Origin of the sequence: Gaoshiqia sediminis (assembly GCF_025907915.1) — a bacterium.
GTDB classification, from domain to species: domain Bacteria; phylum Bacteroidota; class Bacteroidia; order Bacteroidales; family Prolixibacteraceae; genus Gaoshiqia; species Gaoshiqia sediminis.
In genome coordinates this window covers 1-25,881 of sequence record NZ_JAPAAF010000045.1, presented here as the reverse complement: position 1 = coordinate 25,881, position 25,881 = coordinate 1, and the positions used below count along the sequence as shown (strand labels likewise).

Below are 25,881 nucleotides of genomic sequence, written 5' to 3'. Positions count from 1 at the left end.
GTAGATTTTATTTCATAAGTTTAGGTTTGATTAGTTTTATTGGTTTAGTTAGGTTTGAAAAGGGTAGATAGAGATCTACTCTTTTTTTTTGCCTTTTTTCGAAAGGACATGGATCGAATCCACCAAGAACCCTCAAGCGGTTATTTCAACATACTCACTTCCTGGTGCCGGTAACAATTCACCAAATGATCATTTACCATACCTGTAGCCTGCATATAGGCTTATTTTTAATTTAAGTGTATTATATTTGTAGAAATAAACACTTAAATTATTGATTATGAAAGCTGTTATTTATGCCCGTGTTTCAACAGAAGAACAAGACACAGCCCGACAACACGCAGAATTATTAGAACTGGCAAAAAAAGAGGGTTATACGGTGGAATCATCATTTGAAGATAAAATAACAGGAGCTTCAAAAGCTGAAACCCGTAAAGGGTTTGAAAAAATGCTAAAATTTATTACAGCCGAAAATATTAAACAAGTTTATTGTTGGGAGCTTTCCAGACTTGGAAGATCTATGATTAACATCTATCAAGTAATTAGAGAATTTAGGGAAAGTAATATAAATATCTGTATTAAGAAGGAAAATATAAATACTCTAAGTAATGATAAAAACACACAGCTTCAATTAAATTTATTGGCTTCTATAGCAGAATATGAAAGGGAAACAATAAAAGAAAGGACAATTAGCGGAACTTATAACAGTATCCGTAACGGTGGAGCTGGTGGCGGTTCAATTAAGCAATACGGATATAAAAAAGTAAATGGAAAATTAGTAATAGATACTGAGGAGGCAAATGTAATAAAGGATATTTGTAATAAATACCTTTGTGAAGATTGGAGCGTTAAACAGATAGCAGATTATTTAAATGTTACAGGTATTAAAACAAGGTATAAAAAATTAATTGATGCAGAAATAATTAATTATAAAGTTCCTTCTCCTTTACTTTGGACTGAGGGAAGTATAGCTAGATTATTGCATAAGCAATTACTAACAGGGAATAGAAAATATGGAAAGGTACAGTTAAAAGATGAATCATTAAGAATATTAGATGATTCTACTTTTGAAGCTATTCAGTTAAAAATGATGGAAAAGCGTAAAACTAAAGCCAATGCTCAAAAATATCAAAATATATTTAAGAATGTTCTTTATTGTGCAAATTGTGGCTCCCCTATGATTATGCACAAAGGAAAATCTAGCTCCTTAAACAATCATTACAAATGTTTTCAAAGATTTGTTAAAAAATCAGATTGTACTTCTTCAATGATTAATATTGATTTGCTTAATAATGCAGTATATGACAGAGTAAAGGAGTTTATAGTAGAATCAAATTCTGTTAATGAAAAGATTAAAAAGTTAGAAACACAGATAGAAATTAACAATAACTCAATAAGTCAAATAAGGGTAAAATTAGACGATTTAAGCAAGAAAGAAGAAAGATTGGTAGATTTGTATATTGCTGGTAAAATTGCCTTAAATATCTATGAAAATAGGCTAAAACAGATACAGGAAGACAATGTAGATAATCAGAAGCAAATAGTTAAAAGTGAATCCTTAAATAGTAAACTATCGAAAGAAATAATAGAGTTAAGAAGTAAAAAGAATGTAGATTTAAAAAACCCTAATATCTTTAAATCAAATATTAATTCATTAGTTGAGAAAATAGAGCTTAAAACAATGGATGATTTTGATATTTCAGAATATAACCGGATTCTAAATAATTACGGTGACAAAATAGAGAGAGTAAATAAACGTGAAATCTGGTATCATTTAAATATTAAAATGTTTGACAATAGAACGAATTACGTTAAAATGTTTTCAAATCATACTAATAACTTTGATGATTTGATTACTGTAGATTTAATTTAAGCCATTAACTAAGAAAATTGAATCTTTAATAACCAATATTTTAAGCTGAAATAAGCAAAACTTTAAAATTTAACAAAATATATACAATCGGGAATTTATTAGATTTTTTGTTGTTATATTTGTAATAGAAAAGTTGGTCTGATAAAATTTTCTACAATCAAAAAAATAAGCTGTTTAAACATCCATAAACGGCTTATTTTCCTTTAGTCACTACAATCATTACTTATATCTATTTTTCGTACTTTGTAAATTGGTACATTCAAAAATAAGGGTTCTAACAGCCCTTATTTTATTCTTTAATATTTCCTGAAATTTTCACGCTATACTAAGGCAAAAAAAAAAAGGAAAATAAGTTGTGTTTTAAAATTATCTAAAATTCAAAAATTTCAATATTAACACCAAAAAATTAAACTATATGATTAAACAAGTTCCAGAATGATTAATTAATGAAAAAGCAAGCAAATGCGAAAAAATATATTTATCTGATTTTATGACGTTATCCGATATGAGTAATACAGTATTTAATAAATCTGTAACGGGTATAGGTGGAACATCTTTAGCATTAGATTCAGATGAAAATATTATTATCCTTATGCCTTTTATAGAGGTTGTAAATAACAAATCAGACTATAATAAAGATACTTTCATAGTTAAAAATGGAGTTACAATATCTAAAATTAAAGAGTATTTATTAAATACTGAAAAGAGAAAGATAGTATCAACCTATGACGGATTTAGGAAAATATTGAAAGCCTATAAACAGGCTGATATTGATTATACAAATGATTTTCTATTAGTGGATGAATGACAAGTAATATTTAATCAGTACATATTACGCAAAGATGTTATGGTATTTTTATTAGAACAAATTAAAGACTTTAAAGAAGTTTGTTTTATGACAGCTACCCCAATAAAAAAGGAATGGTGATTTAAAGAAATAAAACATCTTACTGAACTAACATTAGATTACAAATTACCAGAAGTTATAGTAAGGCATAGACGGGCAAAAAACATAGAAGATGAAGCAGTAGCAGTTATAGACTATCATAAAGATATTAATACAAATGTTCATATATTTTGCAACTCAGTACAATTTATTAGGAACGTATTAAAATTAGGTAATATTAACCCGGAGGAGGTTAGAATAGTATGCAGTTCATTTAATGACAAAAACATAGCAAAGTTAACAGGTTATACTATTCAATCTACTAAAGATGCCGTAAAGAAAGTCAACTTTTATACTTCAACCTGTTTTGAGGGTGCTGATTTATGGGATGAAAACGGCAAAATATATATATTCTGTGACGGATACAAAAAGCACACCCTTATAGATATTGAAACAACATTACCCCAAATTGCAGGCAGAATTAGAGATATTAAAGATACTTCAATAGATTTAATTTATACAGGCTCCAGATATTCAGGTGTTACTAGAGATGAATTTAAAGCTTTTGTAACTAGGAATATAAAAAGAGCTGAGGCAGTTTTAAAGGATTGGGAAAGAAACGCTGATTTATTAGATATTGATAAAATAAACAGTTATTACTTAAATGTAAATACTAAGAAAGTTATAGACTGTACCAAAGAGAAAGAAATAATCACAAATATTTGGTTTGAAGAAGTACTATTATATTTAGATCAATATAACTATGAATTAAGTAATACGTATTCAGTTAAGGCAAATATTATAAACTTACTATCTAAAGATTTTATAGCTGTAGAAGTAAAGAAACCCTGAGCTGAACATTTAGAGAGAATAGAGAAAGGAAAATTAAAACAAATGACTTTTAAACAAAAGATAGAATCATATCTAGCAATTAAAGAGAATGATTTTAACTATATGCCAGATTTTGAAAGATTAGTAATTGATGCAATAGAGGTGTTAGGATTAAAGGAAATTGAGAGGTTAAACTATCATAAGGGAGATATAGAAAAAGCATTAATTTCAAAATCAGATTTAAGCAAATCAAACAAAATAGCTTCTTTATTACTTAAAAATGATCTAACAATAGGAACAGTTAAAACTAATGAGGAACTGAAACTAATACTAGGTGATATATATAACAAACTAGGTATAAAAAAGGCTCCATCAGCAACACACATAAAAAAATATTTTCAAGTTGTTCAGACTAAAATAAAAATGGGAGACAAGATAAAAAACGGATATAAAATAATTAAACCTTTAACAGTTTTTGTATAATATGAAAATCTTTTTAATAATTATAACAGTAATATGTACTTTGTCTTTAAAGGCACAAGTAATTAACACAATGGTTAAAATTTATGCAAACAGTTCAAGAGCAAAAGTTAACAGAATGGAGAATGAAAGACAGGCAGCATTTAAAAATTTTGCAGAATCTTATAATAGAGCAGAAACAATAGAGAAAATAGAAGGAAATACTACATATTATTATAAAGGTAGGCTATTAGTAGGCTTTAAATATGAGAATAGGCAAATAACAACTAACAATCAAGTAAACGTTATTTTAGAAACATTTAGAGAGAATTTAAGAATTAAATGGAAGGTATATAATTTAGATTCTGGAATACAATATTATGCAAAAAAAGATGATATAATTTATTCAATAACTGTTGAAGCATATTCAGAAAATCAGGTTATTATTAATCAATTGTTTAAAACAGCAAATATATTATAAATGAAAAAATTTAAATACGGTGGGAATAACACAGCAACAAAACCAGTTTTAGTGTATAAAGATGATGAATTGGTTAAAGAGTTTGTTTCAGTTACAGAAACGGCAAATTGAATAGGAACTTATGTAACAAAAATAACCAGAGCTTTAAAAAGTGGGAAAGAAGTTTTTGGTTATACATTCAAATTTAAAGCAAAATCTAAATGACAGGGTTTTAGCTGTTATGAGAAAGAAAACTTTATAGATGTTGGTGAAATAGATTATATGAATGATTGAATTTAAAGAAATGACAGAAATAGAAAAAAAAGAAGAAAAAGGTAGATGATTCTTTGAAAAATTATTAGTGTTGGCTAATATAAAGGATTATCAATTTGCAGAAGATCAATATTCAGCCTTTGATTTACTTTATACAGCTAATAATACAAGTTATATAACTGAAATTAAAACTAGAAACTGTGATCATAAACAGTATAATTATTGACTGCTAGAGTTAGATAAATATTATAAACTCCAGAAAATAACTAAGAAATACGAAGGTAAAGCATTAGGTTTATATGTCAATATATTTAATGATAATCATTTCTGTATTTGGAGCTTAAATGATGTTGATTTAAGTAAGGTTATTACTCAATATTGCAAAGGTAATACAGTTTACGGAACGGATTACAAAGAAAAGTTTATAATACCATTATGACCAAATAAAGCCCTATTATTAGGCAAACTAGAGGAAGGACAATTTACAAAACTAAATATAAATAATTGATTATGTGATTAACTATTATCATTTTTGGAGTATTACTATTGAAATTAGTAATTAAAGAGGCTAGACTATACAAGTTAAAAAGAGCTGAGTTTTTAAGGGAGTACGGTGTAAGAAATGGATTACATTTAAAATTTTAAAATTAATTGATAAATGAAATATATGGGGAGTAAAAATCGGATTGCAAAATATATCCTTCCGATTATTTTAGAAAATAGAACAGAGAACCAATTATATATAGAACCATTTGTAGGAGGTGCAAATATGATTGATAAAGTTACAGGCGAAAGATTAGGAACAGATAATAATGAATATTTGATAGCACTTTTAAGAGCGTTACAAACAGGATGAATCCCTCCTATTGATATGTCAGAGCAAACATATAAGGATATTAAAAACAATAAAGATAAATATTCTAAGGAGCTGGTAGCCTTTGCCGGGTTTGGTGTTTCATATTCAGGAAAATGATTTGGCGGGTATGCTAGAGGAAACAGCTCCAGCGGGGAGCCTAGAAATTACTGCTTAGAGGCTCACAATAATATGATTAAACAGGCTCCAAATTTAAAAGGAATAGATTTTAGATGTTGTAATTATTGGGAGCTAGATATACCGGATAACAGCGTTATATACTGTGACCCGCCTTATAAAGGCACAACAGGATATAATACAAAGATAGATCATAATAGATTTTGAAATTGATGCAGGGAAATAAGTACTACAAATGATGTATTTGTAAGTGAATATACAGCTCCAAATGACTTTAAGTGTATCTGAGAAATGAATGTAAATAACTCAATAGGTAAAAAACAAGCTACAGAGAAACTATTTAAATATTAGCACATAAAAAAAGGGATACTGTTTAAGTATCCCTTTACTGTTTATAAAGGCTGTTTCATTGGGATTCTTAATAGTCTGTCTAAGGTATTTCTTAGCTCCTTAACTTCATAGGATAAATAATTATAATCTGTAGCAGTTTCCAAAGCTGATATTAAAAGTAATGATTCCTTTATAGTCTTTTTCGATTCAGTTCTATCTAAATCTTTTAAGATTAAATCATTTTGCTTTTCCAGCATAGTAAACGATGTTTTTAGTTTACCCAAATCTAATATCAAATTCTCCATATTGACTATATGTAGTTTTATACTGCCTCTTTGGGTGCTTTTGTTTCATCCTTTTCAGTAGATGTTTCTGCTATGATAGGTTTTTTAGCCATTGCTTCAATTATTTTAACAAAATCAGCTATAGTTTCTAACTTACTAGCGGTTATCCTTCCTTTCCCAAAGAGAGCCTTTTTAGCCCTATCTAATGGATTTTCGGATACTAGAGTATAATCAGTAATATTTTCCCCTTTTTTAAAAGCTTCAGATAAAGCTTTTTCATTATTATCTATTTGTTTGTTTTTGTTGTCTTTGTGCTGATAATAGGAAATACTAGAGACACTAGACACTTTGTCTTTATTTAAAAATACAAACCTATCTATTAGATCAAATAATGATTCATTTGATTGTTCTGCTGAATTAGATTCATTTTCCGGTGTTTTAACTGTTTCTTCTGTCATAATTAAAGATTTAAAAGTTTCTAATTAAATTAAAGTCATTAATACAAATTTATTATTAGAAGCTAATATAGATAAAAAGATTATAAGTGTATAAACTAAGCAGATTAATTTATCTAATATTTAGGATTTTTTGAATTTTAGTGTGATTATCTTTGTGTATTAGAAAAATCAAGAGAATATTTTAGAATTATAAAGGCAATAATAATTTTAAATCCTACTTGGTGGGTATATACTACTGATTGCGGGGGGAGTTAAAGCTAGAAAATAGATTCTGATTGATACCAAAGCGCTCGTTTGATTTTTTACACAGTACTTTTTATATAGGGTGGTTAAACTTATTATAACCAATGAATAAACAAGTAAATAAAACCGGATACACGGAAATAAGCAAATTAGGCTATTATAACACTATAGAATGAAAGGAACTGAGGAAATTAGTTTTAGCTAATTCACCACTTTGTAAACTGTGTGGAAAGCCTGCAACAGTTGTAGATCACATTAACCCAATTACATTAAATAACCTATCACAATTTTTTGAATATACTAATTTACAAAGCCTTTGTAATCGCTGTCATAGAATTAAAACTCTAAATGATAGGGGTATAGATAGTAGATTTAGTAGATTAAAAGAGGGTAAAGAAATTAAAGAATCACTAGAACAATGATAACTAAAAAGAAACTTAGAGAATATTTAGAGGAAAAAGGAATCTATAATGATGTAGATGAATTTTTAATAGATGATTTTATAGCTTATTTAGAAATGTCACAGGAAGCAAGGAGAGATATTAAAAAAAGAGGTGCTGTTATGAATATAGCAAAACCCGAAAACAAACCATATTACCAACAAAATCCTTCTGTTTCCATTCTAAATAATGCCACTAAGAATTTATTGAATATATCCAGAAAATTAGCTTTGTCGCCTTATGATAGAGCTAAGTTAAAGGTTGAAGAAGATATAGAAGATGATGGATTTAATACTTAGAATATGAAAAAGGTTAGTAAAGCTGTTCCTGAATCACAGATAACTAAATATATTGATGAATGTTTACAGCTTGCAAAGAAATACGAAGAAGATATATTAGCCGGAAATATTGTAGTATCAAAGTGAATAAGATTAGCTGTTAAAAGGGAACAGGAATTAAGAAAAAAATATACCTATAATGAAGATAAAGTAAGAGAGGTTTTTAGATTCTTTTACTTTGTCAATATTAAAAAAGGTGAACAATTTAAACCGCTGGCTTTTCAAACCTGAATAGTATTATCTATTTATTCTCTTTATAGAAATAACGGGAAAAGGCTTAGAAAATATGCTATTATCTGAATAGCTAGAAAAAATGCTAAAACTACTTTTACTGCTGTATTATCCCTTTTTGAAATGATGAAGGGTGAAAGTGAAGCAGAAGTATATTTTTTAGCTACAACCGCTAAACAAGCTTCACAGGCTTTAAAATATCTAAAAGCTATTATTTCATTTTCCCCAGCGTTGAAAAAAAGAATAGATGTATTAGCTTACCATTTAAGATTTAATAAGCACTCTATTCTAAAACCACTTGCAAACAACCCTAGCAAATTAGACGGATTTAACCCTTCCTTCGCAATTATTGATGAAAGCCACGCACACCCAAACCGCGACTTATTTAATATTATTGATTCAGGAATGAAAGCTAGAGCTAACCCCTTACTTTTAGAAATCAGTACGGCAGGATTTAGAAAAGATTACCCTTTTTATAATCAGCTTGAACTAGCTAAAAAGGTTCTGGAGGGTGATACAGAGCAGGATAATACATTTTTTGCTCTATATACTTTAGATGATGAAAGTGAAATAGAAAAACCTGAATTTTGAATTAAAGCTAATCCTAGCATTGGGGAAATTATTGATTTAGAAACTTTAATTGAGGACTACGAAAGAAGTAAAAAAGTTAAGCCTGACTTAAATAGTTTCATAGTAAAAAATCTAAACTATTATAAAGAACATCTTACAACCTGAATTGAAGATGAATATTATAAATTAAGTGCTGAGGATTACAATATAGAAGATTTAAAAGGTTGTAAAGCCTATTTAGCTTTAGACTTGGCCAGTACAAGAGATTTAGCAGCATTAGCTATATTGATTGAAAAAGAAAACAAATTATACGTTAAAACTGAGCATTTCCTCCCACAGAATAAAAACAGTATTGTAAGGATGAACGGTCTGGACCTTACAGAATGAATAAGCAAAGGGTACATTACCCAGACCGACAAACCTACTATAAACTATGAGTATATAGCAGAAAGAATAAAATACTACAATAGTATTTTTGAAGTAGTTTCTTTAGGCTATGATAAATGAAGTAGTGCTCAAATCATACCAGAATTAGAGTATAATTTAGGCTTATACTGTGAACAATGCCCACAAACCACAGTATTTTTTAATACTCCGTTACGCTATTTAGAAAAATTCATAATGGAACAAAAAATAGTATTAAGCAGAAACCCAGTTTTAAGATGAATGTTTAGAAATGTCATTTTATATTCAGACGGTAACGGAAATATTAAGATTATGAAGAACAAAAGTAAAGATTCTGTTGATGGAGTGGTAGCGTTAGCTCAAGCAATCGGAATGTACTTAAAAGATAAGCAATTTGATTTTTAAATAAAAAACTAAACCTAATGAAAGTAAGAACCTGAGCAGATGTTAAAGTACATATTGTTACTGAGGACATCCCAAAAGAGAATATAATCTATTGTTTAATCTTTCCAAGTGGCAAAAAATATATTGGAAAAACAGAAAGAATATTAGAAAATAGAATTAAGCAACATATTTCAGAAGCTTTTAATAAGAGCGGAAATTACTATGATACTAAAAAAGCCAGAGCAATTAGAAAGTATATGGAGTTTTCAGTATCAATTCTATATGAAGGTGATGATTTAAACACACAAGAGAAATATTGAATTGAGAAACTAGATACACTTAATAATGGGTATAATCTTACTACTGGTGGCGATGGAACTACTGGATTTCAATTTAGTGATGAACAAAAGGAAAGAATGAGAGCATCAAATCCTAATAATAGAAAAGTTTATCAATATGATTTAGACGGTAATTTTATTCAAGAATATAGAAGTGTTAGGGAAGCTTCTAGGATTACAGGTGTAAATAACGGAAATATTCATTCAGTGTGTAATAAAATAGTAAATTCTTCAAATGGTTTTCAATGAACCTTTGAAAAAAAGGAAAAATTAGAACCTGCTAAGAAACCAAAGACAAACAAGAAAAAACCGGTAGAACAATATGATCTACAGGAAAATCTTATTAATACATTTGAAAGCACAAGTGAAGCAGGTAGAATAACTAACATTTATCAAGGTGATATTAGTAGAGTTTGTAATGGTAAACGTAAAACAGCGGGTGGTTATTCCTGAAAATATAAAATATAAAAAGAAATGGGAATTTTTAGCAGTAGCAAAATAATTAAATCACTTGAAAAAATAGGGATTCATATAGATTTTCCAACAAACGGAGAAAAAGTAAAAGCGGAAAATATTAGCACTATACAAACTTGTACTAGAATCTTAGTTGAGAATGTTAGTAGATTACCAGTAGTAGTAAGAAATAAGGAAGGACAAATAATAGAAAATCATATTATTAGTAAATTATTTAATAAATCCTTCAATAATTATATTAGTGGTGATACAGGCAGAAAATTAACAGAAAAAGACAGAATTACAAATGGTAATTCATTCATTAGAATTATTCATAATTCTAGGGGTGATATATCTTCAATAATACCCTATCCTTATGAAAGTGTAGCAGGAATAACACTAAGCAACAATTCTATTTATTATTCTGTTGATAATTCTCTAAACCCTTATGTTGAATGAAACAATAGAGAAACAATTAACGGTGAAAACATCCTACATTTTAAAACAGCTATACAGGATGGATATTTAGGAGTTAGCCCTTTAAAATCGCTAATATTTGAAGCTGGTATAAGACAAAAAGCAGCTTTAACTATTAGAAATTTTTATGAAAATAACGCTATGTCTCCTGTAGTATTATCAAGTAATGTTTCTGATTTATCTAAAGTAAAAGAGTTAAAGGAGTTTTCTGAAAAATTTAAATTAGAAAATGCGGGAGCTGATAATGCAGGAAAGGTAATTAAGTTACCTCCCGGAATGAGATTAGAGGCACTTAATTATAAATTAATTGATGCAGATATTATTAATACTCTAAAGTTTACTAATCAGGAAATTATTTCAGCTTTTGGTGTTCCCTCCTTCCTAATGAGTTATGAAACTACACAATCCATAGAAAACCAAACGCTAGAATTTAAAACATTTACTCTAAATAGTATTCTAGCAGCTTATAAAAATGAAATTGAGGTAAAAATGTTTACCAGTTCAGAAATAGAGCAAGGTTATTATATAGATTTTGATTATTCCACTATGCTAGAGGCTGATTTAACAACAAAAGCAGCAGCATATAAAGAATTAGTAACAAATGGATTAATTACACCTAATGAAGCTATTAAAAAAATAGGTTTAGGAATGCCGATTAATAGCAAATATGGTAATCTTCATTACCAACAGATGCAATATATACCAACAGAGGAAAGGCAAACAACACTAGAAAATAAATAAATAATGGATAGAATTTTAGTTAGAAACAATCAAGAGAATAAAGAAACTTGAATAGACGGCTATGCAAGTGTATTTAATCAAAGAAGTAAATTAATGCTAGAAAAAGGTAAAGTATTCTTTGAAATTATTAAACCCGGTGCATTTGATGAAGTTTTGCAAAAAGAAGATTTAAACGTAAAGGCTGTAGTAGATCACAACCCAGAGAAATTACTAGGTAGAACTAAATCAGGAACACTTTTATTATCTGTAGATGATAAAGGTTTGAAATATTCAATTTTGATGGGTAATACACAATTACACAAAGATACTTTAGAAATGGTAGAAAGAGGAGATTTATATGAATCATCTTTTATCTTCTCTATTAAACCTGGTGATTCTACATTTACTAGGGATGAAAACGGAAATTTACTGCATATAGTAAATAAAATTTCGGGTTTGTATGATGTTACTTTAGCTACAGATGGAGCATATGCTAACACAGATGTAAGTATCAGAAAGGCTATTTCAGATTATGAATTAGAGGAAGCTAAAGAAAAACTGAAATTAATACAAGAAGAAAACAACAATAAAAGAAACTATATAATTGAATTAAAAAACAGCTTATAATGAAATTATCTGAATTAATGCAAAAAAGATCATCTATTATAGATGAAATGGAATCAATAGTTAATAGTTCAGAGGTTAGTCAGCGTTCAATGAATGAACAAGAGTTAGCCCGCTGAAATGAATTAGATAAACAACAAAAAGAAATAGAAAAACAAATTAAAGAGCGCAAAAATCAAGATGAATTAAACGCTAATAAAATTAACAATAACATTCAAATTAAAACTAGAACAATGAAACAATTTAATGAAGTAATTTCCCGTAATGGTGATAAAATCGAAAATTTCAAAGCAAGAGCTTTAACCTTAGCTTCTACTATTGATAATGTTGAAGTAGCTGGTAATGTATCAGTAGTAGGTTATGAGCCATTTTATAAACAAATGGGCGTTGAAATTTTACCCAATTTAACCACTTCTCTAAAATTGCCTTTTATTGATGCAATTATAGCAGGTAAAAAAGCAACCGGAGAAAGATCAGATAACAGTAAAGCTTTAGCAACAGTAACTTTAGAGCCGTCACGTTATACCGTTACAGAAACAGTAGATAAAGCTCTTTTGGCTGTAGGTAATGAAGCAGCTTTACAAGCTTTTCTTTTTGAAATGGTTAAAGGTTGTGATAGAGCAGTAACCAAAGATATTTTTGATGTAATCGTAGCCGGTGCTGATGCCGTTACAGGGTTAACTATTTATGATACTACTAATATGGATACTTTGGTAGGTTCAGTAGATGGAAATACAACCTTACTAATGCCTAGAGCAGAATTTTATAAAGCTAAAGGTTCATTAATCGGTGCTACTGATACTATTTTTGTAGCTAACAAAGTAGATCAGTTTAAAGCTGAACTTTGAGACGGTACTCCCATTTATTACTCTAGCCTTTTTGCACCTACTGTAGCTACTACTATTGCTGTTGCTGACCTTAAACACGTTACTGTTGGTGAGTTTGGTAATGAGTACGAAGTTATTTTTGATTACTACAGCAAGGCTCCAGAAGGACAAGTAGTAATTACTGTTTGTAAATTGGCAGACGTTAAATTAAGAAACGCAAACGCAGCTAAAAAAGCTTCTATTTCTGCTTAATTCTCTATTGATTCTTTATATATATCCAATTAGGTGCAGCTACGGCTGCATCTAATTTTTTGAAATTATTAACCTATAAGAAATGAAATATTTAGAAACACATATATTATCAAAAGATTACACTACTATAACTGCAAATCAACTAATAACACACTTAAATTTAGATGCAGACTTGGTTAATAATGTTCATTTAGAATCAATATTAGAGGCTTCAACAGATTGAGTAGAAGCTAGAATTAATAGCTATATAACACCCACAACATTAGAATTAACTTACTATGAATATACAGGAAAGTATATAGAAATTGAACATAGAGGTTTTAATAGTGTAACATCATTTACAGTTAATGATATTGCTTTTACTGAGTTCAGTATAGTAAGGAAAGAAACTTCTACTCTAATTGTGTTCAATTCTGAAATAACATCTAATTCTACTATTAAAATTGTATATGAGGCAGGAAACACGCCAAAATCTAACCATATTCAAGCAGTTTTAATAGTAGCTAATGATTTATATGATGTTGACAGAAGTAGTTATACTTCTGGATTACAATATAATAAAACAGTAATGAGGTTATTAAATTTAGAATAAGATGTTAAGCGGAAATTTAAGACACAATATAGAACTATATAAACCCAGCGGAGATAATAATAATATCGAATACAGCTATTATAAGACAATTAAAGCACAAATTCTATATAAAAATGGCTCTAGTGTAATTCAATCCTATCAGCTATTAAACACTAAAAGCATATCTATAAAAATCAGAAATAGGAAAGATATAGATACTTCAATGAGAGTTAAAATAGGTGCTGAGTTTTTTGATATATTACATATTCAAACAATCGGAAGTTATAACGGTGATATTTTATTAGACTTAGCTTTAATCGTGTAGCTATGGATTTAAAAACAAAAAATATTGAACTTCTAAAGAGTGTTCTATCTGGATTATCTGATAATATAAAAAATAAAATACTGTCAAAAGCTTTACAGAAAATCACTAAACCTATCTTATTAGCCGCTGAAAATAAAGTATGAATACACCAAAGAACAGGGAGACTTTATAGAGCATTAGGACAAAAAGCCAGTAAAAAGGATGGATTACCTTACTTAGTTTTTGGAGCTAGAAAAACAGGTAAATATAAAGGTTCACACGCACACTTTTTAGAGAATGGCACAAACCAAAGAAGCTATATAACTAAAAACGGTGTAATACACAATACAGGCAGAACAAGAGGAATAAACTTTTGAAGTAGTAGTATAGAAGATGAAAGTCCAAAAGGGGAAAAAGAATTTTCTAATTATATATTTGAATCTTTAGAAAAAGAGATTGATAGAGTAGCGAAGAAAGCAATAAAATAAAGTAAGATGTTTAGCATAGGCAACAAAATAAAAGAGGAGCTTTTATCTAATACGAATATTACAACCTTAGTAGGCACTAATATTTTTAATCTGATAGTTGTAACAAATGAAAAAAACCCGATAAACCCTCCATATATAGTAATTGAAATAGATTCTATTTCCCCAAATCGGACTAAAGATCATTATATTTTTGATGATATTAGTTTTTCAGTAATCATTATAGCATCAAAGTATAATGATTTAGTTACAATAAGTGAAGCAATAAAAACAGCCTTAGAATATAAAAATATTCAATCTGATAATAAGTTAATAGAAACAATTCTTTTTGATAGCTACAGAGAGAATTTTAATATAGATTTTCAAGTGTATAACAGTAAATTAACATTTACAAGTAAGGTAATAACATTATAAAATAAAATAAAATGAGCGTTTTAAAAGGAAATGATCTAATCCTATTTATAGATGAAGGAGCTAGTAAAGTAGTATTAGCACAAGCAACATCCTGTGATATTGAGATTAATAATGAACCAACTGAAATAACTTCAAAGAGTTCAGGCAGTTTTAAAGAGTATATTGATGGAACTATTGAATGATCTATTAGTACAGGTGGTTTAGTAGATTTTGAAGAAACAAACGGATTTACAAAACTTAATACAGCCTTATTAGCTGGTACACCTATTAATATTGTTGTAGGTGTTGCTACTAAGGGAACAGATACTAAACCGACTGGTTTAGATACAACAGATAAATATTATAAAGGAACTGTTAGAATAACATCTTTAAGCATTAATACAGGTAATGCCGGAGAACTAAGCACTTACTCCGCTAATTTAATGGGAACAGGGCAAATAGAATTTACTACAGGAGTATAATATAAATCAAATAAACCCTATAATTTAAACGTTATAGGGTTTTTTTATAATTAATTGATTATGAAAACACAATATATAAAGATTCAAGAGAAAGAATATAAAATAAAATTAGGGTTTGGGGTAATGATGCAATTTGAGGACGAATTAAATAAACCTATAACTAATATTAGCGGTAAAACTGATATTATGAAACTTGCTCACATTGCTCTAGTATATAACAATGATGATTTTAATTGAAGTTACAAATCATTTTTAGATGATATATTGGATAATAACCCTGAGCTATTTATACAGCTTATAAATATTATATCTGTTTTATTGTTTGGGGAGCAAACTGAGCCAACAAGCGATAAAAAAAAATAGAATTTAGCATTACAAAAATATTTGGCGTAATAACTACAAAATCAAATATTTCCCCTAAATATTTTAAAAATGAAATGACTTGAAAAGAATTAGAGAGCGTGTTAGATTCCTTAGATGAATCCTATAAACAAGAGTATGAAAAATTAAGGATGATTATACACGCTGTCTATCAAGTTAATTCAACTAAAAATTTAAAACCAACAGAAGTATTAAAATTTAGTTGAGATAGTAAAGAAGAAATAGAAACAAATAAACTAAAAAGCTTTAATGAGGCTCAAAGGTTTATAAATAATATAAAATAAATGGCTAAGAAAACATTTAACCTAGAAACTGAGTTAACAGCTAAAATAGATGATTTAACTACTAAACTAAATAGAGCTAATACACAGGTAGAAACTTTTAAAAAGAAACAGGCTAAAAGCAGTACTGATATTGAAAGTATTTTCAAAGGTGTTAGTAAAAGTTTTGGATATATTACAGCAGGGATAATAGCAGCTCAGGGAGTGTTAGCATCATTTGATAAAGTCATTAATTCTACTCAAGCTACGGGTGATGCCTTTGCTTTAACTATGGGAGAAATAAATAATACTATTTCATTTCTTTCCGGTTCATTAGCTCAAATGGACTTTTCAAATTTTTGAGAAAATTTAAAAAAGAGTAATAAAGCCGCTAGGGATTTAATAGCAAGTTTAGATTTACTAGGAGATGTAAATAGAGCAGATGCAATTACCACAGCTAAAGAGGAAACACAATTAGCAGAACTTCAAAACATCTATTTAGATGATAGAATTAATGATGAAAAGAGATTAGCAGCCTTAACAGAATATAAGAAAGTAAAAGAACAGGCTGTAACCAGAGAACAACAAAAACAACAGGAAACACTATCTAAGACGTTAAGACAAGCAGCTTCATCATTACCAAGTTTAGCAAATAAACCTATTGAGGAGGCAGAACAGGCTATATTATCATTAATTACAAAATACGGAGATAGTTGAAGAACTGGTTTAAATGATGTTGCCAATGAGTATAACAATTTAAAAAAATTAGCTGAAACACCGTTACAAATTCCAGTTGGTTCAAATTCATTAGGTGCTCCAGTATATGCAACTAAAGAAAATGACGAAGCTATTAAAGCATTCTCTGAATTTCAAAGCAAATTAGGTGCAAGTAAATCAGATGTAATAGAGTGAGCTAGTTTATTAAATAATGTTCAAATAAATGATGAATTATTAGACAATTTAACCAATTTAATAGTTAGAGGTGAGCAATTAAATTCTGAAATTGCTAAAATACAAGTTGAAGAAACTAGAGCTAGAAAAAGGATTGTAGGAGCATATAAAGAAACACCTTTAGTTATTCCTGTTAAGGTAGAAATTGATGAAAACACACTATATAATGAACTAGATAGTTTAAATATAGTAGAAAATGAAATAGAACTTACTCCGATATTAATAGGATTACCAGCCCTAGAAAGACAATTAAAAGAGCTACAGGAAAAGCAAGCTTTATCAAGTAATAGTACAACCTTTGCAGCCTACCAAATTGAAATAGATAATACTATTCAGAAGATTAAAGAGTTTAAAGGGGAAACAGAAGATAGTACAGTCTCTTTAGGTGATTTTTATTCAGGTATAGGAAGCGCATTTAATTCTATGGCTGATTCTGCTGAGAGGTTTGGTAATAAAGGAGTAGCAGCTTTTTTAAATGTTATTGCTGCATCAGCGCAAACATTACAGGCAATTAATGATTTATTGGTGGCTTTGCGTACTATGTCCGCTGTTAAACAAATTGCAGATATGGCAGATATGGCAGGCTCCCCAGAAAAGTTAAAGCTAATACAAGACACTATAGCAGCAACAAACCAATTAACCGGAGTAACACAAACTTTAGCAGCCACAAAACAGGCAGCAGACGCTACAGAATTAGCAACAGCACCAGGAAAAATTGCAGCTAATCAAGCTGTAGCAACTTCTGAGGTTGTTAAATCTGGTGCTGGTGTACCATTTCCGGGAAATATATTAGCCATAGCAGCAGGGATAGCAGCAGTAGTAGCCGCATTTGCTTCAATTGCTAAATTTGAAACAGGCGGTATAGTAGGCGGTTCTTCCTTTACAGGTGATAAAAATTTAATCAGGGCAAATAGTGGTGAAATGATATTAAATTACTCACAACAAAGAAAACTATTTAATGTGCTAAATGGTGGAACATCAGGAGCAGGAAATGAAGTTATTTTTAAAATATCCGGTTCTGAACTGGTGGGAGTTCTTAATAAGCATAGTAGAAAGACAAAAAATATTAAGTAATGGCATATCAAAAGAAATACTTTTTTCAATTCATATCATTTAAGGATGAAAAAACACATATAATAGAACTGTGACAGAATACAGAAACAGTAATTACAGCTACGGAAATAAAAGCCACAGAAACACCCTTCATAATAGAGTTACCTAGTTTAGACCATAAGTTTCAAGTTATAAGAGGTTCAGGATGTGAGATTAATTTACTTTCTGAATCGAATATGATTTTATTTAATGGTTTATATCATATTAACCCAACTGAATTTCTAATAAAACATTATATCGACAGTTCTATTAATTGAATTGGATATTTAAATAGTGAATTATTTAAAGAATCTTACTCCCTATTAGCTAACTATCCAATTAGTATAACTGGTAATGATGGCTTTGCTTTAATGGATAGATTTAATTTTATTCAGGCAGACGGGAACAATTACACAGGAATAAAAAGTAAATATGAACTATTACAGATTATCTTTAATAAAATTGGTTTACCATTTTCAGAGTTATTAATATCACTTTCTACAACTTTTACAGAGTATTCAGGATTATCTAATAAAACTATATTACACGAATCTTATATAAATTGTGAAAATTTCTATGATGAAGATAATAAACCTATGACACTAAGAGAGGTGTTAGAATCTACTTTAGCTCCTTATGGAGGTATTATCTTTCAAGAATCCGGTAATATAATTATAACTGATATTCACACTTTAGCAGCTAATTCAACAATTATATATAAAAGGTTTTCCTTTTCTACGTGAAATTATATTGCAGATATATCAATATCTAATATAAAATCTGTTTCAGATATTGGCTATGCTGGAACAGGTCAAGAAATTGAAATTTCAGGAGGGATTAATAGACAAGTTATAACCTATTCTCCATATCCTATAACAAATATTTTAGATGATTCAATTAAAGAAACAAATGAATTTTCATCTATGGATTTGAATTGGACAACTAGAAACGATATATATATTAAAAACCTATATGTAAATCCATATTGAGAGGCTAATAGTTTTGAGATAGCTAAACATTATTTTGCACCGGAAGAGCATTATACAACTTATTCAGCTTTCCCAACCTACGGAGAGGAAGAAACGGTTTATATAGCAGATGATACAGGATTTTATTATAAATGGAATGGCTTAACGTATGTAAAAATAGATTCTGAAACTTTAACAGGTGGAGAAGAAAACGTACATATAAGGATAAACAAACAGTCTAGTAATACCTTAATGTCTAATTTAAATATAAATCCTTATTTGGTTTTACCTAAATCTGAACTTATAGGAACAGGTACAACAGCAAAATTAGTTAAAGGAGCAGCTTTACTAATAAAAGGTAAAATAGGAGTTGTTAAACATCCTACAGGCGGTGTAGCTCACCCATTCACAAATATTATCATTACTCTAAAAATAAAAATTGGAAACAAATATTATAACGGGTTTGATTGGACTACTACAGAATCTTTCTGTTATTTTAAAATAAGTGATTCAGGAGAAACAGCTTTCCCGGTATTTGACTATGATTTAGATACTGAATTTATGAAAATGATAAATTTAGGGCATAAGGGAGAGGACGGTATATTTATTCCTATAACTCAGAATCTATCAGGAAAATTAGAGGTTGAAATTTATTCAGATGTACAATTAGACGTTACAAGCAATGATAATACTGTTAGAGTTACTTTATATGATAATGCAATTTTTAACACTATGTTTATTGAGTACTGGCTAAATAATCTTTCTGTTGAAATATTACAAGCAGACGGAGAAAACATATCAGATGAAGATATAGAGTATATAGGAATATTAGATTCTAATTATAAAGATGAAGGAGAAGCTATTAGTTTAACTTGTGGCACACAGTCAAAAGTTACGGATAGAGCTAAACTATTATATTTAGATGCAGATACATTTAAACCTATTTCAAAATGAACTAGAGCAGGGCAAACATTTAAAATAGAGGAACTGTTATTAGCTTCAATTTCTGCAAATTATAAATCGGGTTTTATTAATCTATCAAATATGACTTTAAGAAATAGTTTCAAACTGAATAACATACTAACTGATTCATATTTACAAAATAAAAAACTAATGATTACTCAGGCAAATATAAACTATAGAGAAAATAGTATAACTTGCTCTTTAGTAGAAATTAGCCCAGATGATTTAGTAATTAATAATTAAAGAATATGGCAGATATATATTTACAAAGTCTTTCAGTACCTAGAAAGGCTAGAAATAAAAGAACTTATACTAATACTTCTTATTCTGGAGGTAGTTCAGGCTTAACAGCATTATCTACAAGTTGATTAGAGCAATATTTTAATTACAATGTTGAAACCGATTTACTAAATTTAATTAAAGGGTTAAATGTTTCCTCAGATACAACAATAAACGGTAATCTTCACGTTGACGGTAATATAACAGCTTCCGGTGAGGTGGCAGCTTGGATAGTTGGAGAGCTAGAAAGTAATATTTTTGATTCATTAACAACAGATTACCCTTTAACTAAAGTAGGTTCATTATTAGGATTTGGTTATAATACAACTCACTTTGAATTATTAAATAATCAACTATCAATTAAACCAACCTACATTAATAACACAATAAATCAACATATAGATAATAGTAATATTCACTTTGAGATGAATCAAATACAAATCAGTCAGTCACAAATTACTGATTTAGATTTATCTGGTGAATATTATAATAAAACTGAAAGTGATAATAGATTTTTAAATGTTACAGGTGATACAATCACAGGTGATTTAACTATTGGTGGTAATCTAACAGTTAATGGAAGTCAATTTATAACTAATACTGAAACTGTTGAAATAGAAGATAATCTATTAGTTATAAATAAAAATGAAGTTGGTTCAGGTGTAACTAATGGATTGGCAGGAATTGAGGTAGAAAGGGGAACAGCAACTAATTATCAATTTTTATTTGATGAAAGTTCAGATAATTTCAAAGTTGGTCAAATTGAAAGTTTGCAAGCTGTTGCAACAAGAGAAGATTCACCTTTAAACGGTGGCTTTGCCTATTGAGACAGTACAGCCTATCAATTTAAAACAAAAGGGTTATTAATTGCTGACATTTCAAGTTTACAGACAACATTAAATAGTAAGTTACCCTTAACAGGTGGCACTTTAACGGGTAACTTAACAGCACCTTCATTCATTGGTTCATTATCTGGTAATGCTTCAACAGCATCAAAATTAGCAACAGCTAGAACAATATCATTAACAGGTGATATTACAGGTTCAGTAAATTTTGACGGTTCAAATAATGTTTCCATTTCTACAACTGTTGTAGATGATAGTCATAATCACATAATTGGAAATGTTGACGGATTACAAGCAGCATTAGATTTAAAATTGAATAGTTCTAGTTATACAGCTAATGATATATTAACTAAAATAAAAACTGTTGACGGAAGCGGAAGTTTGCTAGATTCAGATTTGTTAGATGGATACCACGGAAGCTTTTATGGCTCGTATGATAACCGTACATTAGGTAATGATATAGATTTCAATGCAATAACCTATGATTTTCAAAATAAATTACTTATATCATCCCCCTTTCACGTACCGAATTATACAGGGCAGATTAACTATCCTTATAGTGGATATGGGCAAATTCTCACATTTGGTGGGTCGGCCGGGATGTTTCCGTTTCAGTTAGCTGTTGCTGATCTTGCTTCTGGCAAAGCATTTTTTAGATGCCAATATAAACCCGGATCACAAAATAATACAGGGATTTCAACCACTTGGAAGGAATTTTACCACTCAGGTAATGCAAAATTAACAACCGTTGATTGATTGGCTAAAAATCTCACCTTAGCCGGGAGCATTACAGGGGTAACAAATGCTACTATAAATGATGGTGGTATTGCTGGTAATGGATTGCATTTAAAAAATGAGGGTTGGTTGTATCTTTATAATACAGATAATAGTACAAAATATTCAGTAAACGCATCAAGCGCAGGCAGATTAGATTTTTATAATAGAACTACCAGTGCCTATGCTAATATCAGGGTTGCAAATGTTTCTGGAACAACCGGAACATTTACTGACACTATTCAGGCGACAACAGCAAAACTAACAAATCTTACAGATAATTATATCCCTTACCACATTTCAGACGGAAGCGGGTTAGCAAATAGTGTAATTCAGCAGGTTAGCAGTAATATAGGTATAGGAATAACTCCAACGCAAAAATTACACGTTTCAGGAAATATATTAGCATCAGGTGAAGTTACAGCTTATTCAGATAAACGTTTAAAAAGTGACGTTAAACCATTATCAACAGCAATAGATAAAATATCAAAATTAAATCCTGTTGAATATATCAAAGATGATAAAAAATCTATTGGTTTTATTGCTCAGGAATTAAGAGAAATATATCCTGAATTTGTTTTAGGTGTAGAAACTGAAAATAGCTATTTAAGTGTAAATTATTCACAGATTGTTGCAGTATTAACTAAGTCAATTCAAGAGCAACAAGCAATGATTAATGAATTGCAAAAAGAGGTTAAAGAGTTAAGAAATAAAATTATTTAATATGGCATTACCAGAAACAGGAATAACGGTAACACACGTTAAAAATGTATTATCTGAGAGTTTAACAGGTGTTGCAGCTCTAAATTTATCAGAAAATGCAAATCCTTGGGGTTTCAATTCAATTTTTAGAGGGTGAGGAGATATAATAAGAACTGCACCTCACGATTTAGGAGATTTTAGAAGTTATGAGCATAACAGAAGGTGTTGATCTTATGATAACGTTTATCAACAGGTAACAGAATGAGGTCAACCCATTGAATTAACGTTAACATTAAAATATTTTCCTACTTGGACTCCTGCCGATAATGTAACTCACACTTTTGATATTTTATTTAAAAGAACAAATGATTTTCAGCACGGCGGTTATAGTTATATTGCAACAGATGTAGAATTAACTAATTCAACTGAGTATAATTTCACTTTTTCAATTACTAACCCTCCTGACGGGGGAGCAGCCTTAGACAATGAAACTGTACATATTGCAATAGTCTGTAAGGATGCAATAGGAGGTGATTTAAGGTGAGATAATGCAATGAGTACAGTACCCGCTACAGGTGTTTTATCTGGTTTGTATTATTGGGTTAAAGATATTACAATACCTGCCGATTTATGCAATTATTACATATACACTTATGATAATGATTATATGATGTGAAGAAACTTAGAAAATAGTGGTATTGGAGGAACTATTACAGTTAAAGTTGATAATAGATCAGATGTTTATTGTTTTTTTGAAACTCAATTTTGTGAAAGTTCTGCTTTTGATGTTGACGTACAATCCTTAATGAGTTCAAATAGAACAATAGAGAAAAATTTAACTCCGGGTACTTATGATAGCAGGTCAGTAAATTTATCAGGCACACCGGATAAACATTTTGCAGCAGGTGATTTAGTATATTACAGGTCAAAAATATTAGTAGCAACAGGAGGAGATATTACATATTCAACCGCATATTGTACTACAAGATCACTAACAGTTAATAATGAATTACCAATGTAATTTTAATAAGTATTTTATAATAATGGACAAGAATAAAATTTTAGAGCAATTTATTAAATGAACACCTATACTTCTATCAGTTCTTATTTATTGATTTGGTGTAGTTAAATCAGGTGAACAACAAAGAATAGAGTTAATCCAAGCAAAGGCAGCAATAGTATCATTAAATTTAGAAATTGAGAAATTAGAGGAAAAGAAAGCAGATAATTATAAAGTTGAAATTATAATGACAATGCTAACCAGAATAGATAATAAAATTGATAAAATGCAAGAACAAATTAACAGGAGGTAATTAATATGAACGCAATACAAAGATTACAAGCAAAAGTTTTAGGTTTTAAAACCAATTCAGAAGGAGGAGTACATTTTCTAACAGGTGCAGGAACTTCGCCTAGTGATAAATATTACGGATTTACAATTACGTCCTATGATACTGTAATTACAGGAATTACTTATTTAGAGCCAGATAAAATAACAGGAGATATTACAGCAATGACTAGCTTACCTGAGTTAGCAGGTTTATATATTCCTATTTCTGGTGGATTTTCAGATATAACTATTAGTGCTGGTAGTATGATGTTATTTAAAGATATTGATTAACAATAGATTAAAGGTGTTGCAGTTTTGCAGCACCTTATTTTTTTACACGTAAATATAAAATAGGTTAGTATGTGGGCATAAATAATGGTTGAACCAACAAATTTAAACCCGCGCTTTTTCATGTCTTTGCTGATTTTGTCGGAGATAACTGATGTGGCCGGTAATTCTTTCAGCGTTTCGAAGTGGTTGATTACCGGTTTATGATCGACAAACGACCAAATGTAATTATCAAAACTGCCAAACTCTTGCTGCACTTCCAGAAAACGCTTTGCATTTATCACACTGGCAGCAATTTTCAGACGATTGCGCACCAATCCTTCATTTTGCAACAACTGCCTCATCTTATCCTCACCATATGCGGCAACTTTTTCAGGGTCAAACCCATCGTAGGCCAGCCGGTAATTTTCCCGCTTCCGCAAAACGGTGAGCCAGCTCAGTCCGGCCTGAACGCCTTCCAGCAATAAAAACTCAAACAACAACCGGTCGTCATGTACCGGAACACCCCATTCCTGATCATGGTAATCGATATATAAATCATTTTTCAAACACCATTCGCAACGTTGTTTCATTAGCTTCAATTTTGTTAAAAGTTCAAAATCTTTCTAAAATTAGGAAAAACATCCGGCAACAGGCTAAAATATTATTTTTGCTCTTCGTAAATTGCGCTCCCATGAAACCAAGACTCTTCTTACTGCTGTTTCTTATCTCGAACCTGGCCACAGCCCAACTCAACATCAACCATTATATCCGGGTTGGACAGACGCGGATTTCCATCGGTAATTATGTAGGCGCTATCGAGAATTTCAACATTGTTATCAAGTTCAAGCCCCAATTGCCGGAGCCCTATTTTTTACGGGGAGTGGCCAAACACCAACTGGAAGATTTCAGGGGCGCCATCAGCGATTACAACAAAGCAATCAGCATAAAACCGTACTACCCGGATGCCTACATCAACCGGGGCTTGGCTTACCTTGAGCTGCATAATTACGACAATGCTATTTCAGATTACAACAAGGCGCTGGAGCTAACACCCCGAAATGCGGCCATCTACAATAACCGCGGAATTGCCAAAATAAGCATGAAAGATATTGACGGCGCCATTGAAGATTACAACAAGGCGCTGGAAGTGAACCCCAACTTCGTCAATGCGTTCATTAACCGAAGTAACGCTTATATTGTAAAAGGCGATATCCGGGAAGCGATTCGCGATCTGAACCGGGCCATCGTCATCCGTCCGCATTTTGCCAATGCTTACCTGCTGCGCGGCCTGGCCCGTTTCGAGCTGGATGATTTCGCTGCCGCCCTGCGCGACTTCGACCAAACCCTCAAATTTGACCCGCAAAATGCCTATGCCTTTAACAACCGGGGAATTGTGAAGCAGAAACTGGAAGATTATGCCGGAGCTATCATGGACTACGATATGGCCCTACAGCTCAACCCTACCTTGCCGAACGCTTATTTTAACCGGGGGATCGCCAAAGAGGTCTTAAACCAGCCGGGCTTTGAAAAAGATTACGAAACGGCAGCAAAACTGGATCCGAAACTTGATATCCGCAGCCGGATGACCGAAGAAGACTACTATGCGCAACAACAACAACAACAACAACAACAACAACAACAACAACAACAACAACAACAACAACAACAACAACAACAACAACAACAA

At 30.3% G+C, this 25,881-nt stretch carries 33 protein-coding genes and 3 pseudogenes; 31 read left to right on the top strand and 5 right to left on the bottom strand.

Annotated features, from left to right (window positions below):
- Nucleotides 1–140: 140 nt before the first annotated feature.
- A pseudogene (locus tag N2K84_RS20590) lies at nt 141–221 on the bottom strand (DNA-3-methyladenine glycosylase I); the annotation flags it as partial.
- Nucleotides 222–277: 56 nt separating this feature from the next.
- Here N2K84_RS20590 and N2K84_RS18220 point away from each other — a divergent pair.
- From N2K84_RS18220 to N2K84_RS20585, 6 genes are all read left to right on the top strand, one after another.
- Entirely contained in the window at nt 278–1,870 is a 1,593-nt protein-coding gene (locus N2K84_RS18220) for a recombinase family protein (RefSeq protein ID WP_282593264.1), read from the top strand.
- A 505-nt stretch (nt 1,871–2,375) separates the two neighbouring features.
- Nucleotides 2,376–2,678, top strand: coding sequence for a hypothetical protein (locus N2K84_RS18215; RefSeq protein WP_282593263.1), 303 nt, complete (start codon nt 2,376–2,378; stop codon nt 2,676–2,678).
- A 972-nt stretch (nt 2,679–3,650) separates the two neighbouring features.
- Nucleotides 3,651–4,070, top strand: coding sequence for a hypothetical protein (locus tag N2K84_RS18210; protein WP_282593262.1), 420 nt, complete (start codon nt 3,651–3,653; stop codon nt 4,068–4,070).
- A 1-nt stretch (nt 4,071) separates the two neighbouring features.
- Nucleotides 4,072–4,527, top strand: coding sequence for a hypothetical protein (locus tag N2K84_RS18205; protein WP_282593261.1), 456 nt, complete (start codon nt 4,072–4,074; stop codon nt 4,525–4,527).
- A 910-nt stretch (nt 4,528–5,437) separates the two neighbouring features.
- Nucleotides 5,438–5,635 (top strand): DNA adenine methylase, encoded by a 198-nt coding sequence (locus tag N2K84_RS18200; RefSeq protein ID WP_282593260.1) that lies wholly within the window; start codon nt 5,438–5,440, stop codon nt 5,633–5,635.
- A gap of 189 nt (nt 5,636–5,824) precedes the next feature.
- Nucleotides 5,825–5,977 (top strand): hypothetical protein, encoded by a 153-nt coding sequence (locus N2K84_RS20585; RefSeq protein WP_428221998.1) that lies wholly within the window; start codon nt 5,825–5,827, stop codon nt 5,975–5,977.
- Between the two features lie 185 nt (nt 5,978–6,162).
- Here the strand turns inward: N2K84_RS20585 and N2K84_RS18195 are convergent, their stop codons facing one another.
- Entirely contained in the window at nt 6,163–6,405 is a 243-nt protein-coding gene (locus N2K84_RS18195; protein ID WP_282593259.1) for a hypothetical protein, read from the bottom strand.
- Nucleotides 6,406–6,422: 17 nt separating this feature from the next.
- A complete protein-coding gene (locus tag N2K84_RS18190) occupies nt 6,423–6,842 on the bottom strand; it encodes a hypothetical protein (RefSeq protein WP_282593258.1) in 420 nt (139 codons plus the stop codon).
- 425 nt (nt 6,843–7,267) lie between these two features.
- Between N2K84_RS18190 and N2K84_RS20580 the strand changes: the two genes are divergently transcribed.
- The 20 genes and pseudogenes from N2K84_RS20580 (at nt 7,268) to N2K84_RS18100 (ending at nt 21,100) form a co-directional block, all read left to right on the top strand.
- On the top strand, nt 7,268–7,507 hold the full coding sequence (locus N2K84_RS20580; protein ID WP_428222000.1) for an HNH endonuclease signature motif containing protein: 240 nt from the start codon (nt 7,268–7,270) through the stop codon (nt 7,505–7,507).
- Nucleotides 7,504–7,824 (top strand): P27 family phage terminase small subunit, encoded by a 321-nt coding sequence (locus N2K84_RS18185; protein ID WP_282593257.1) that lies wholly within the window; start codon nt 7,504–7,506, stop codon nt 7,822–7,824. The genes N2K84_RS20580 and N2K84_RS18185 overlap by 4 nt, the downstream gene beginning before the upstream one ends.
- A gap of 3 nt (nt 7,825–7,827) precedes the next feature.
- The gene (locus tag N2K84_RS18180; protein WP_282593256.1) at nt 7,828–7,950 is read left to right on the top strand and encodes a hypothetical protein; all 123 of its coding nucleotides are present in this window, start codon (nt 7,828–7,830) and stop codon (nt 7,948–7,950) included.
- A gap of 213 nt (nt 7,951–8,163) precedes the next feature.
- Complete coding sequence (locus N2K84_RS18175; RefSeq protein ID WP_282593267.1) at nt 8,164–8,685, top strand: terminase large subunit domain-containing protein; 522 nt, start codon at nt 8,164–8,166, stop codon at nt 8,683–8,685.
- Between the two features lie 842 nt (nt 8,686–9,527).
- Nucleotides 9,528–9,773 (top strand): GIY-YIG nuclease family protein, encoded by a 246-nt coding sequence (locus N2K84_RS20575; RefSeq protein WP_428221999.1) that lies wholly within the window; start codon nt 9,528–9,530, stop codon nt 9,771–9,773.
- A 96-nt stretch (nt 9,774–9,869) separates the two neighbouring features.
- A complete protein-coding gene (locus N2K84_RS18170; protein WP_282593255.1) occupies nt 9,870–10,040 on the top strand; it encodes an NUMOD1 domain-containing DNA-binding protein in 171 nt (56 codons plus the stop codon).
- Nucleotides 10,041–10,109: 69 nt separating this feature from the next.
- Nucleotides 10,110–10,244, top strand: a pseudogene (locus N2K84_RS20570) (NUMOD1 domain-containing DNA-binding protein); the annotation flags it as partial.
- 21 nt (nt 10,245–10,265) lie between these two features.
- A pseudogene (locus N2K84_RS20445) lies at nt 10,266–11,462 on the top strand (phage portal protein).
- A gap of 51 nt (nt 11,463–11,513) precedes the next feature.
- Nucleotides 11,514–12,068, top strand: a complete 555-nt coding sequence (locus tag N2K84_RS18155; protein WP_282593265.1) for an HK97 family phage prohead protease — start codon at nt 11,514–11,516, stop codon at nt 12,066–12,068.
- A gap of 230 nt (nt 12,069–12,298) precedes the next feature.
- Entirely contained in the window at nt 12,299–12,913 is a 615-nt protein-coding gene (locus N2K84_RS18150) for a hypothetical protein (RefSeq protein ID WP_282593253.1), read from the top strand.
- A gap of 824 nt (nt 12,914–13,737) precedes the next feature.
- Nucleotides 13,738–14,040, top strand: a complete 303-nt coding sequence (locus N2K84_RS18145; protein ID WP_282593252.1) for a phage head completion protein — start codon at nt 13,738–13,740, stop codon at nt 14,038–14,040.
- Nucleotides 14,041–14,042: 2 nt separating this feature from the next.
- A complete protein-coding gene (locus N2K84_RS18140) occupies nt 14,043–14,183 on the top strand; it encodes a hypothetical protein (protein WP_282593251.1) in 141 nt (46 codons plus the stop codon).
- Between the two features lie 330 nt (nt 14,184–14,513).
- Entirely contained in the window at nt 14,514–14,918 is a 405-nt protein-coding gene (locus tag N2K84_RS18135; protein WP_282593250.1) for a hypothetical protein, read from the top strand.
- Between the two features lie 11 nt (nt 14,919–14,929).
- Nucleotides 14,930–15,100 carry a hypothetical protein gene (locus N2K84_RS18130; RefSeq protein ID WP_282593249.1) on the top strand — a complete coding sequence of 57 codons (171 nt, stop codon included), beginning with the start codon at nt 14,930–14,932 and terminating at the stop codon, nt 15,098–15,100.
- 339 nt (nt 15,101–15,439) lie between these two features.
- Entirely contained in the window at nt 15,440–15,616 is a 177-nt protein-coding gene (locus N2K84_RS18125; RefSeq protein ID WP_282593248.1) for a hypothetical protein, read from the top strand.
- Nucleotides 15,617–16,044: 428 nt separating this feature from the next.
- Nucleotides 16,045–16,383, top strand: a complete 339-nt coding sequence (locus tag N2K84_RS18120) for a hypothetical protein (protein ID WP_282593247.1) — start codon at nt 16,045–16,047, stop codon at nt 16,381–16,383.
- Nucleotides 16,384–17,394: 1,011 nt separating this feature from the next.
- Complete coding sequence (locus N2K84_RS18115; RefSeq protein ID WP_282593246.1) at nt 17,395–18,045, top strand: hypothetical protein; 651 nt, start codon at nt 17,395–17,397, stop codon at nt 18,043–18,045.
- A 389-nt stretch (nt 18,046–18,434) separates the two neighbouring features.
- Nucleotides 18,435–18,806, top strand: a complete 372-nt coding sequence (locus N2K84_RS18110; RefSeq protein ID WP_282593245.1) for a hypothetical protein — start codon at nt 18,435–18,437, stop codon at nt 18,804–18,806.
- A gap of 477 nt (nt 18,807–19,283) precedes the next feature.
- Entirely contained in the window at nt 19,284–19,985 is a 702-nt protein-coding gene (locus N2K84_RS18105) for a hypothetical protein (RefSeq protein ID WP_282593244.1), read from the top strand.
- Between the two features lie 506 nt (nt 19,986–20,491).
- A complete protein-coding gene (locus N2K84_RS18100; protein WP_282593243.1) occupies nt 20,492–21,100 on the top strand; it encodes a hypothetical protein in 609 nt (202 codons plus the stop codon).
- Nucleotides 21,101–21,114: 14 nt separating this feature from the next.
- Here N2K84_RS18100 and N2K84_RS18095 read toward each other — a convergent pair whose 3' ends face one another.
- A complete protein-coding gene (locus tag N2K84_RS18095) occupies nt 21,115–21,351 on the bottom strand; it encodes a hypothetical protein (RefSeq protein WP_282593242.1) in 237 nt (78 codons plus the stop codon).
- 79 nt (nt 21,352–21,430) lie between these two features.
- On the opposite strand from N2K84_RS18095, the gene N2K84_RS18090 reads away from it, so the two are divergent.
- The 4 genes from N2K84_RS18090 (at nt 21,431) to N2K84_RS18075 (ending at nt 24,215) form a co-directional block, all read left to right on the top strand.
- Entirely contained in the window at nt 21,431–21,874 is a 444-nt protein-coding gene (locus N2K84_RS18090) for a hypothetical protein (protein WP_282593241.1), read from the top strand.
- Complete coding sequence (locus N2K84_RS18085; protein WP_282593240.1) at nt 21,875–22,615, top strand: tail fiber domain-containing protein; 741 nt, start codon at nt 21,875–21,877, stop codon at nt 22,613–22,615.
- 1 nt (nt 22,616) lies between these two features.
- Nucleotides 22,617–22,751: a hypothetical protein gene (locus tag N2K84_RS18080; protein ID WP_282593239.1), complete on the top strand. Its 135-nt coding sequence runs from the start codon at nt 22,617–22,619 to the stop codon at nt 22,749–22,751.
- Nucleotides 22,752–23,912: 1,161 nt separating this feature from the next.
- Nucleotides 23,913–24,215, top strand: a complete 303-nt coding sequence (locus N2K84_RS18075; protein ID WP_282593238.1) for a hypothetical protein — start codon at nt 23,913–23,915, stop codon at nt 24,213–24,215.
- Here the strand turns inward: N2K84_RS18075 and N2K84_RS18070 are convergent.
- A complete protein-coding gene (locus N2K84_RS18070; protein WP_282593237.1) occupies nt 24,212–24,784 on the bottom strand; it encodes a DNA-3-methyladenine glycosylase I in 573 nt (190 codons plus the stop codon). The two genes, N2K84_RS18075 and N2K84_RS18070, sit on opposite strands and share 4 nt — an antisense overlap.
- Before the next feature lie 101 nt (nt 24,785–24,885).
- On the opposite strand from N2K84_RS18070, the gene N2K84_RS18065 reads away from it, so the two are divergent.
- Nucleotides 24,886–25,881 (top strand): tetratricopeptide repeat protein (locus N2K84_RS18065; protein ID WP_282593236.1); only part of this gene is annotated, 996 nt, incomplete at its 3' end.

Excerpts from the sequence above, each read along its gene's own strand:
- N2K84_RS18185 (WP_282593257.1), top strand. The coding sequence starts at position 7,504 with ATGATAACTAAAAAGAAACTTAGAGAATATTTAGAGGAAAAAGGAATC.
- N2K84_RS18140 (WP_282593251.1), top strand. The coding sequence starts at position 14,043 with ATGGATTTAAAAACAAAAAATATTGAACTTCTAAAGAGTGTTCTATCT.
- N2K84_RS18180 (WP_282593256.1), top strand. The coding sequence starts at position 7,828 with ATGAAAAAGGTTAGTAAAGCTGTTCCTGAATCACAGATAACTAAATAT.
- N2K84_RS18095 (WP_282593242.1), bottom strand. The coding sequence starts at position 21,351 with ATGGAAACATTATTTGAACCGTCAAAATTTACTGAACCTGTAATATCA.
- N2K84_RS20585 (WP_428221998.1), top strand. The coding sequence starts at position 5,825 with ATGATTAAACAGGCTCCAAATTTAAAAGGAATAGATTTTAGATGTTGT.
- N2K84_RS18205 (WP_282593261.1), top strand. The coding sequence starts at position 4,072 with ATGAAAATCTTTTTAATAATTATAACAGTAATATGTACTTTGTCTTTA.
- N2K84_RS18145 (WP_282593252.1), top strand. The coding sequence starts at position 13,738 with ATGTTAAGCGGAAATTTAAGACACAATATAGAACTATATAAACCCAGC.
- N2K84_RS18150 (WP_282593253.1), top strand. The coding sequence starts at position 12,299 with ATGAAACAATTTAATGAAGTAATTTCCCGTAATGGTGATAAAATCGAA.
- N2K84_RS18105 (WP_282593244.1), top strand. The coding sequence starts at position 19,284 with ATGTCTAATTTAAATATAAATCCTTATTTGGTTTTACCTAAATCTGAA.
- N2K84_RS18215 (WP_282593263.1), top strand. The coding sequence starts at position 2,376 with ATGAGTAATACAGTATTTAATAAATCTGTAACGGGTATAGGTGGAACA.
- N2K84_RS18070 (WP_282593237.1), bottom strand. The coding sequence starts at position 24,784 with ATGAAACAACGTTGCGAATGGTGTTTGAAAAATGATTTATATATCGAT.
- N2K84_RS18125 (WP_282593248.1), top strand. The coding sequence starts at position 15,440 with ATGAAAACACAATATATAAAGATTCAAGAGAAAGAATATAAAATAAAA.
- N2K84_RS18200 (WP_282593260.1), top strand. The coding sequence starts at position 5,438 with ATGAAATATATGGGGAGTAAAAATCGGATTGCAAAATATATCCTTCCG.
- N2K84_RS18110 (WP_282593245.1), top strand. The coding sequence starts at position 18,435 with ATGGATAGATTTAATTTTATTCAGGCAGACGGGAACAATTACACAGGA.
- N2K84_RS18210 (WP_282593262.1), top strand. The coding sequence starts at position 3,651 with ATGACTTTTAAACAAAAGATAGAATCATATCTAGCAATTAAAGAGAAT.
- N2K84_RS18080 (WP_282593239.1), top strand. The coding sequence starts at position 22,617 with ATGGCATTACCAGAAACAGGAATAACGGTAACACACGTTAAAAATGTA.
- N2K84_RS18220 (WP_282593264.1), top strand. The coding sequence starts at position 278 with ATGAAAGCTGTTATTTATGCCCGTGTTTCAACAGAAGAACAAGACACA.
- N2K84_RS18130 (WP_282593249.1), top strand. The coding sequence starts at position 14,930 with ATGAGCGTTTTAAAAGGAAATGATCTAATCCTATTTATAGATGAAGGA.
- N2K84_RS18135 (WP_282593250.1), top strand. The coding sequence starts at position 14,514 with ATGTTTAGCATAGGCAACAAAATAAAAGAGGAGCTTTTATCTAATACG.
- N2K84_RS18190 (WP_282593258.1), bottom strand. The coding sequence starts at position 6,842 with ATGACAGAAGAAACAGTTAAAACACCGGAAAATGAATCTAATTCAGCA.
- N2K84_RS18075 (WP_282593238.1), top strand. The coding sequence starts at position 23,913 with ATGAACGCAATACAAAGATTACAAGCAAAAGTTTTAGGTTTTAAAACC.
- N2K84_RS18120 (WP_282593247.1), top strand. The coding sequence starts at position 16,045 with ATGGCTAAGAAAACATTTAACCTAGAAACTGAGTTAACAGCTAAAATA.
- N2K84_RS18170 (WP_282593255.1), top strand. The coding sequence starts at position 9,870 with ATGAGAGCATCAAATCCTAATAATAGAAAAGTTTATCAATATGATTTA.
- N2K84_RS18115 (WP_282593246.1), top strand. The coding sequence starts at position 17,395 with ATGGCTGATTCTGCTGAGAGGTTTGGTAATAAAGGAGTAGCAGCTTTT.
- N2K84_RS18195 (WP_282593259.1), bottom strand. The coding sequence starts at position 6,405 with ATGGAGAATTTGATATTAGATTTGGGTAAACTAAAAACATCGTTTACT.